This is a genomic window from Streptomyces sp. CLV115 (assembly GCF_038448545.1).
Taxonomy (GTDB): domain Bacteria; phylum Actinomycetota; class Actinomycetes; order Streptomycetales; family Streptomycetaceae; genus Streptomyces; species Streptomyces sanglieri.
Map to the genome: position 1 here is coordinate 1 of NZ_JBCEWQ010000248.1, position 7,719 is coordinate 7,719.

General features: G+C 70.8%; 7 protein-coding genes. 3 read left to right on the forward strand and 4 right to left on the reverse strand.

From position 1 onward, the window contains the following. The 4 genes from AADR41_RS40130 to AADR41_RS40145 form a co-directional block, all read right to left on the reverse strand. The coding region (locus AADR41_RS40130; RefSeq protein WP_342287246.1) for a 2-oxoacid:acceptor oxidoreductase family protein at positions 1-883 on the reverse strand (883 nt) is incomplete at its 3' end. Positions 884-1,201: 318 nt separating this feature from the next. Further along, the gene (locus AADR41_RS40135) at positions 1,202-1,876 is read right to left on the reverse strand and encodes a response regulator transcription factor (protein WP_323180027.1); all 675 of its coding nucleotides are present in this window, start codon (positions 1,874-1,876) and stop codon (positions 1,202-1,204) included. 293 nt (positions 1,877-2,169) lie between these two features. Then, positions 2,170-3,525, reverse strand: a complete 1,356-nt coding sequence (locus AADR41_RS40140) for a sensor histidine kinase (protein ID WP_342287247.1) — start codon at positions 3,523-3,525, stop codon at positions 2,170-2,172. 192 nt (positions 3,526-3,717) lie between these two features. Next, complete coding sequence (locus AADR41_RS40145) at positions 3,718-5,013, reverse strand: sensor histidine kinase (protein WP_342287248.1); 1,296 nt, start codon at positions 5,011-5,013, stop codon at positions 3,718-3,720. A gap of 169 nt (positions 5,014-5,182) precedes the next feature. On the opposite strand from AADR41_RS40145, the gene AADR41_RS40150 reads away from it, so the two are divergent. The 3 genes from AADR41_RS40150 to AADR41_RS40160 form a co-directional block, all read left to right on the forward strand. Further along, positions 5,183-5,584: an NADH-quinone oxidoreductase subunit A gene (locus AADR41_RS40150; protein WP_124716979.1), complete on the forward strand. Its 402-nt coding sequence runs from the start codon at positions 5,183-5,185 to the stop codon at positions 5,582-5,584. After that, entirely contained in the window at positions 5,575-6,207 is a 633-nt protein-coding gene (locus AADR41_RS40155) for an NADH-quinone oxidoreductase subunit B (protein ID WP_342287249.1), read from the forward strand. Before AADR41_RS40150 ends, AADR41_RS40155 begins: the two co-directional genes overlap by 10 nt. Continuing rightward, positions 6,204-7,719, forward strand: a 1,516-nt coding sequence (locus AADR41_RS40160; protein WP_342287251.1) for an NADH-quinone oxidoreductase subunit C, incomplete at its 3' end; no start/stop codon positions are given. The genes AADR41_RS40155 and AADR41_RS40160, both read left to right, overlap by 4 nt.

Sequence of the window (7,719 nt, forward strand, 5' to 3'; positions counted from 1 at the left end):
CCAGATACAGCGGCAGGTCCGCCTGCCGGGACGCGGCGACCAGCCCGTAGGACAGTGCCAGGTTCCCCGAGATGTTGCGGTACGTACCCGCCGGGAACGCCTGCGAGGCCGGTGCCACCTCGTAGGACACGGCGAAGTCCTCCGTCGTCTCCCCGAAGTTCCACCCCGCCCGGAACGCCGCCACGTTCGCCTCCGCGATCTGCGGCTTCTTCGCGAACTTCGCCCGCAGGAACGCCTCGGTCCCCTCGGTCGGCCGGTGATACATCCACGAGAGCAGACCCAGCGCGAACATGTTCTTCGACCGCTCGGCCTCCTTCCGCGAGAGCCCGAACTCCTTCAGCGCCTCGATCGTCAGCGTCGTCAGCGGCACCCGGTGCACGCTGTACGCCTCCAGCGACCCGTCCTCCAGCGGACTGTCCGCGTAGCCGACCTTCGCCATCGGCCGCTTGGTGAACTCATCGGTGTTCACGATGATTTCCGCGCCACGCGGCACATCACCGATGTTCGCCTTCAGCGCGGCCGGGTTCATCGCGACGAGCACGTCCGGCGCGTCACCCGGCGTGAGGATGTCATGGTCCGCGAAATGCAGCTGGAACGAAGAAACCCCCGGCAGGGTCCCTGCGGGGGCACGGATCTCGGCCGGAAAGTTCGGCAGCGTGGACAGATCGTTCCCGAACGACGCGGTCTCCGAAGTGAAACGGTCACCGGTGAGCTGCATACCGTCCCCGGAATCACCCGCGAAACGGATGATCACCCGATCCAGACGACGGATCTCCTTCTCGCCGGCGCCCGCATGATCGGAGCGGGGGGCACGCTGTCCCCCGACGAGCGCCTCGCTGGCCTCATCGGCCTGTTCGGCTGGGCTACTGACCTGGCTGGTCACTGAACTGGACCTCCCTCGGGGCGGCGGCTCTGGTCCCGCCGGCCCGCCGACGGTCCCACTGCCCACCCTACGTCGGTAAGGGTCGCCTTCCCTGGACCGATCACATGGTGGACGCCATTTTGGGACGCGATTTGATACTGGTTTGTCATGTTTTGCAAGCCCCCCAGCCGTTCGATGAAGACGCTGCGCGGTCATCCTTTGGTGCTAGGTCGTGCTCTCCGGTCCGGGGGTGCGCCCACCCCCGGACCTGGTCGCCGCGACAGCCGTGAGCTGCTCCCGGGGCGACCCCGATCGGACGTCTGACAGGGTGTCAGTTCGTCAGGAGTTCAGGTAGGTCAATACGGCCAGTACCCGGCGGTGATCCCCGTCACTGGGTGACAGCCCCAGCTTCAGGAAGATGTTGCTGACGTGCTTCTCCACAGCACCGTCGCTCACCACCAGCTGTCTGGCCACCGCAGAGTTCGTCCGGCCTTCCGCCATCAGGCCGAGCACCTCGCGCTCGCGCGGCGTCAGGCCGGCCAGGACGTCCTGCTTACGGCTGCGGCCCAGCAGCTGGGCCACCACCTCCGGGTCCAGCGCCGTACCGCCCTGAGCCACCCGGACCACCGCGTCCACGAACTCCCTGACCTCGGCGACCCGGTCCTTCAGCAGGTACCCCACGCCCCGGCTGGACCCGGCCAGCAACTCGGTCGCGTACTGCTCCTCGACGTACTGCGAAAGGACCAGGACCCCTATTCCGGGGTAGTCCTTCCGCAGCCGCACGGCGGCCCGCACACCCTCGTCGGTGTGGGTCGGGGGCATCCGCACATCGGCGACCACCACATCGGGCAGCGCGTCCTGCCCCGCCAGGTCACTCACCGTCTTGATCAGCGCCTCGGCGTCACCGACTCCGGCGACGACGTCATGCCCGAGATCGGTCAGCAGCCGGGTGAGTCCTTCCCGGAGCAGCACCGAATCCTCGGCGATGACTACTCGCACCCTGTCCTCCACCATGAAGCCGTTTCCCCCACTGTTCGCTGGTCCCGCCCGTTACGCTCTCCAGCATCCCAGCTTCGGCGGCGTGGTGTCCTCGGCCGCCGGGTGGACTTCATGGGTGGAATCCCGCCCACCCCCGGGTGGATCTCACGGTCAAAGCCCGCCCGTCACCCGGACCTCGTCCGTTGTCGCCGCGCGGCCCGCACCCGTCCGGAAACGGACATCCTCCCCTTCTTCCCCCCACCCGGATTCCGGCTTCTCCCCGCCACGCGGATTCCGGCTTCTCTCGGTTATGTGGATTCCGGCCGTCCTCAGCCGCGCCACGGCAGCTCGGCCGTGATCCGGGTCGGACCGCCCTGCGGGGAATCCACGACCAGCACGCCGTCCACCGCGCCCAGCCGCTCGGTCAGCCCGGCGAGCCCGCTGCCCGACGCGACATCGGCGCCGCCGCGTCCGTCGTCGGTGACCTGGAGCATCAGCCGGTCCGCCGCCCGCCACACGTCGACCGAGGCACGGGTCGCCCGTGCGTGCTTGCTCACGTTCTGCAACAGCTCGGAGACCGTGAAGTAGGCGATCCCCTCGATCGCCTGGGCCGGCCGGGAGGCCAGATCCACCTCGACGGTGACGGGGACGGTGCAGCGGGAGGCGATGGCGGAGAGTGCGGCGTCGAGTCCGCGGTCGGTGAGGACGGCGGGGTGGATGCCGCGTGCGAGGTCGCGGAGTTCCTGGAGGGCGACCTTGACCTCGCCGTGGGCCTCGTCGACCATGCGGGCGGCGGCTTCGGGGTCGTCGGTGAGCCTCTCCTTGGCCAGGCCCAGATCCATGGCGAGGGCGACGAGGCGGGCCTGGGCGCCGTCGTGGAGGTCGCGTTCGATGCGGCGGAGGTCGGCGGCGGCGGTGTCGACCACCACCCCCCGGTCCGACTCCAGCTCCGAGACGCGGGTCGCCAGCCGGGACGGCCCGAGCAGCCCGCCCACCAGCACCCGGTCCACGCTCACCAGACCGCGGATGATCCACGGCGTGACCAGGACGAACACCAGGCCGACCGCGCTGGTCAGAGCCATCTCGACGGAGGAATTGAGGTGGACCTGGTGGCTCTGGTCGCTGTACAGCTGAATGCCGTCGCTGCCCACGTACGCCGGGAAGATCCACCGCCACAGCGGGTAGGTGAACGCGGTCCACCCGCACGCCCAGAAGGTCACCGCGACGCTGAAGGCGAAGGTCGCCCACGGGAGGTACAGCAGGCTGTAGAGCAGATGGCGCCAGGACGCCCCGCTCTTGAGGGCCGCGCCCATCCAGGACATCAGGCCGCCGGTCTTGCCGCGCACCGGCGCCGGGGCCGCCACGTCCAGCCTCAGCAGTCCGCGCGCCCGGGCCCGCTCGACCGCGCCGAAGCCCCGGCACATGGCCAGCGTGCCGGCCAGGATCGGCACCCCGAGGAAGGTGATCAGCAGGCCGGCGCCCAGTGACGCCAGGGTGATCGAGAGGCTGAACAGGACCAGGGCGATCGGCAGGCCCAGCAGCAGATAGGCGAACTCGCGCCAGGCCCGGCCCTCGACGGGCGCGCGCAGCGCGGCGGGGAAGAAATGCTTCACCGGGGGATGATCCCCGAAACCGGCTCCGGACCGCTGGTGGTCCCGAGTGTCCGGTCCGTATGCCGTGGCCATGGATGCTGTCCGTTTCGGTGGTTTGCGAGTGCCGGGTGCCAGGTGCTCGGTGCCGGGCCGGCTGCTCGGTGCCTGTTCCGGCCGTCATGACAAGGGTGCGGTTTCGCGGACCGGATCACCATGAGGGGGGTATCCCTCTTCGACCGGGGGTTTTCCCTACCTCCGTGGGTCCGGGCTCCGCGCCCTACTTCTTCACTTCCCTACTTCCTTGCGCGCCAGCGCACGCCTCTGCTCCCGCTTCTGCTCACGCCTCTGTTCGCGTTTCCGCGCACGCTTCTGCTCCTGCGCATGCTTCTGTTCATGAGCCTGTGCGTGCGTCCGCTCACGGTCCCGCCAGGGAAGTTCCGCCGTGACCGTCGTGGGACCACCGACCGGTGAGTCGAGGACGAACAGCCCGTCGACGGCGCCCAGCCGCTCGGCCAGTCCCGCCATTCCCGTACCGCCGTCCATCCGGGCCCCGCCCCGGCCGTCGTCGGTGACCTGGAGCAGCAGGCGGTCCCCGGAGCGCCACACCTCGACGGACGCCGAACGCGCCGCGCTGTGCTTGCTCACGTTCTGCAACAGCTCGGAGACCGTGAAGTAGGCGATCCCCTCGATGGCCTCCGCGGGGCGCCCCGGAAGGTCCACGCCGACGGTGACGGGGACGGTGCAGCGGGAGGCGATGGCGGAGAGTGCGGCGTCGAGTCCGCGGTCGGTGAGGACGGCGGGGTGGATGCCGCGTGCGAGGTCGCGGAGTTCCTGGAGGGCGACCTTGACCTCGCCGTGGGCCTCGTCGACCATGCGGGCGGCGGCTTCGGGGTCGTCGGTGAGCTTCTCCTTGGCCAGGCCGAGGCCCATGGCGAGGGCGACGAGGCGGGCCTGGGCGCCGTCGTGGAGGTCGCGTTCGATGCGGCGGAGGTCGGCGGCGGCGGTGTCGACCACCACCCCCCGGTCCGACTCCAGCTCGGCGATCCGGCGCTCCAGCTCGTCGGACGGCGAGAGCAGCGCGCGCACCATCGCCCGGTCCCCGTTGCTGAGGAGCCGGGTGATGTGGGGCAGCAGCGGCCACAGCACGAGGAGGCTCACGAGCGTCACCGCGAAGGTGAGCACGCCCCAGGGCAGCCGGACGAAGGAGTACAGCACCGTCCGCCAGCCCACCGGATCCTTGAGGCTCGACCACAGCCAGGCGAAGAACCCCTTGTCCCGCCGGGAAAGTTCAATCGGGCTCGGCTCGTCGACCGACACCCCGAGCATCGCCCGCGCCCGGGCCCGCTCGGTCCTGCCGATCAGCCGCGCCCCGTGCAGCCCGACGGCGAGCAGCGGCAGACCGATCACCGTGACCGCGAGTGCCACTCCGACACCGATCATGAACACCGTGTAAACGAACCAGACGATGGTCAGCGGGAGATTGGCCAGAAGATGGCCGATCTCCTTCCAGGTCCACGGGTCGGGAATGAGTCTGGCGGGTGGTGGCCGGTCGTTGTCCGGCACCGTGGGGCTCATGGTCATGGGCCCAGCCTGCCGGGCCGGACCGGCGCACGCCATGGGGCCCGTGGGGGAGGTGAAGTGGGGATAACCCCACCCCTGGTCCGACGCGGCTGCTTACCCTCTCTTTAACAGGGCCTAGACTCCCGTGCGTACAGATCACCGGACGGATTCGAGGGAGCGAGGGGCGGACGTGACGGAGCTGCCGGAATCGACCGTTCTCGCGGCGGACTACTTCCACGCCTATTCAGTGGTCGGACTGCTCGCCGTGATCGGCGTGCTGTTCGTCGCCGTCGCCTTCGGGGCCGGCCGGCTGCTGCGCCCCGTGGTGCCGACGCCGGAAAAACTCCTCACGTACGAGTGCGGCGTGGACCCGGTGGGTGAAGGATGGGCTCATACCCAGGTCCGCTATTACGTCTATGCCTTCCTGTACGTGATCTTCGCCGTCGACTCGATCTTCCTGTTTCCGTGGGCGACGGTATTCGCCGCACCCGGATACGGGGCGACCACGCTCGTCGAAATGTTCATCTTCCTCGGTTTTCTGGCCGTAGGACTGCTCTACGCATGGAAGAAGGGCGTCCTCGAATGGACGTGACCAGCCCACAGGCCGACGAGGGATCCGAATCCCAGCCCGTGCCGACCTTCCTGCCGGAGCCCAAGCGGCTCGGCGTCCTGTCGCGCCTGGCACCGGAGCCGATGAAGGTGGTCCTGAACTGGGGCCGCCGCTACAGCCTCTGGGTCTTCAACTTCGGGCTCGCCTGCTGCGCCATCGAATTCATTGCCGCCTCCATGGCCCGGCACGACTTCATCCGGCTCGGCGTGATCCCGTTCGCACCGGGCCCGCGCCAGGCCGACCTCATGATCGTTTCCGGCACGGTGACCGACAAGATGGCCCCGGCCGTGAAGCGGCTCTACGAGCAGATGCCCGAGCCCAAGTACGTCATCTCCTTCGGCGCCTGCTCCAACTGCGGCGGCCCGTACTGGGACTCGTACTCCGTGACCAAGGGCGTCGACCAGATCATCCCGGTCGACGTCTACGTACCCGGCTGCCCGCCCCGGCCGGAAGCGCTCCTCCAGGGCATCCTCAAGCTCCAGGAGAAGATCGCCCGCGAGTCACTGGGCGAGCGGTACGCGACGGGCGGCGCCCGCCCCTCCACCACCGCACTCCGCAGCGGCCTGGTGGCCGCCCCGCCGGTCCCGGGGAAGGGCGACGCATGACCACCACTCCGACCCCCGACGAGGTCCCCGAGGTCCCTGAGGCCACTGAGGCCACTGAGGCCGCCGACGTCCCTGAGGCCCCCGAGGCCTCCCACGCCTACGATCGCCTGCCGGACGCCGCCGCCGAGCTCTTCGGTGAGGACGCGACGGCGGAGTACGCGTACGACCTGCTGACCGTCGACGTACCGGCCGCCTCCTGGATCGCAGCCCTCGAAACGGCCCGCGACCGGCTGGGCTGCACGTATTTCGACTGGCTGAGCGCGGTCGACGAACCCGGCACCGGCTTCCGGGTCTGCGCCCACGTCGCGGCGCCGGCCGAGGGCCGGGTTCGCCGGCTCCTGGTCCGTACGGCGGTCCCGCACGAGGCGGCGGTACTCCCGACCGCCATCGACGTCTACGCGGGCGCGGCCTGGCACGAGCGCGAGACGCACGAGATGTTCGGCATCGGCTTCGAGGGCCACCCGCACCTGGTGCCGCTGCTGCTCCCCGAGGGCTTCGAGGGCCACCCGCTGCGCAAGGACTTCGTGCTGGCGGCACGCGTCGCGAAGGCATGGCCCGGCGCGAAGGAGCCGGGCGAGTCGGAACACGGCGGCCCGAAGCGACGCACGATGCTGCCGCCCGGCGTCCCCGACCCGAACGAATGGGGCCCCTTGAAGGGCCAGCTCCCACCTGCCCCGTCCCGCCCGACCCGCACCCCCCGGGCAGCAGGCGACCGCCCGGCGCGCCGCACCCGCAGCGCGAGCGAAGGATCGGCCGCCCAGCGAACGGCAGCACCGGCTGCGGAAGCGGGCACGGGCACGGGCGCCGGCGCGGGCGCGGGCACTGGCGCGGGCATTGGCGCGGGTGCGGGCACTGGCGTCGATACGGGCGGCGGTGTCGGTACGGGCGCAGGCCCGGAACCGCACACCGGCCCTGCGACCCCGGGGCCCACGACTCCCCGCTCCTCGACCCCGCGACGTACCCGCAGCGCGAGCGAAGGCTCGGCGAGCCAGCAGCGGGCGCGGGGCGAGGCGAAGCCGGGCACGGGAACCGGGACGGGGTCTGAGGCTGCGGCCGGGACGGGGTCTGAGGCCGGGACCGGGACGAGGTCTGAGGCCGGGACCGGGACGAGGTCTGAGGCCGGCACCAGGGCGCGGACCGTGCCGGGGACCGAGCGCGGGCCCCAGCCGGCGACCGGGACCGAGCCGGAGGCCGGAGCACGTCCCGGGACGGCTACCGGAGCTGAAGCCGGGACCGAGCCGGAAGCCGGAGCGCGACCCGACCCGGCGACCGGGACCGAGCCGGAGGCCGGAGCGCGACCCGGGCCGGGGACCGGGACCGGAAGCCGGACAGGGCCCCGACCCGAGGCCGGTACTGCACAGCGGAGCCCGGAGGCCGCGACGAGCGACGCCCCGTGGCACCACGCCCGTCCGGCTTTCGACGCGGATTCCTCCGAGCCCCTCACGGATTCCTCCGAGCCCTTCACGGGTACCGACCAGCCCCTCCGGCGTTTGAGGAGCGGGGGTCCGGGGG

Coding starts and splice junctions, on each gene's coding strand:
- AADR41_RS40135 (WP_323180027.1), bottom strand. CDS start 1,876: ATGGTGGAGGACAGGGTGCGAGTAGTCATCGCCGAGGATTCGGTGCTG.
- AADR41_RS40140 (WP_342287247.1), bottom strand. CDS start 3,525: ATGGCCACGGCATACGGACCGGACACTCGGGACCACCAGCGGTCCGGA.
- AADR41_RS40145 (WP_342287248.1), bottom strand. CDS start 5,013: ATGACCATGAGCCCCACGGTGCCGGACAACGACCGGCCACCACCCGCC.
- AADR41_RS40155 (WP_342287249.1), top strand. CDS start 5,575: ATGGACGTGACCAGCCCACAGGCCGACGAGGGATCCGAATCCCAGCCC.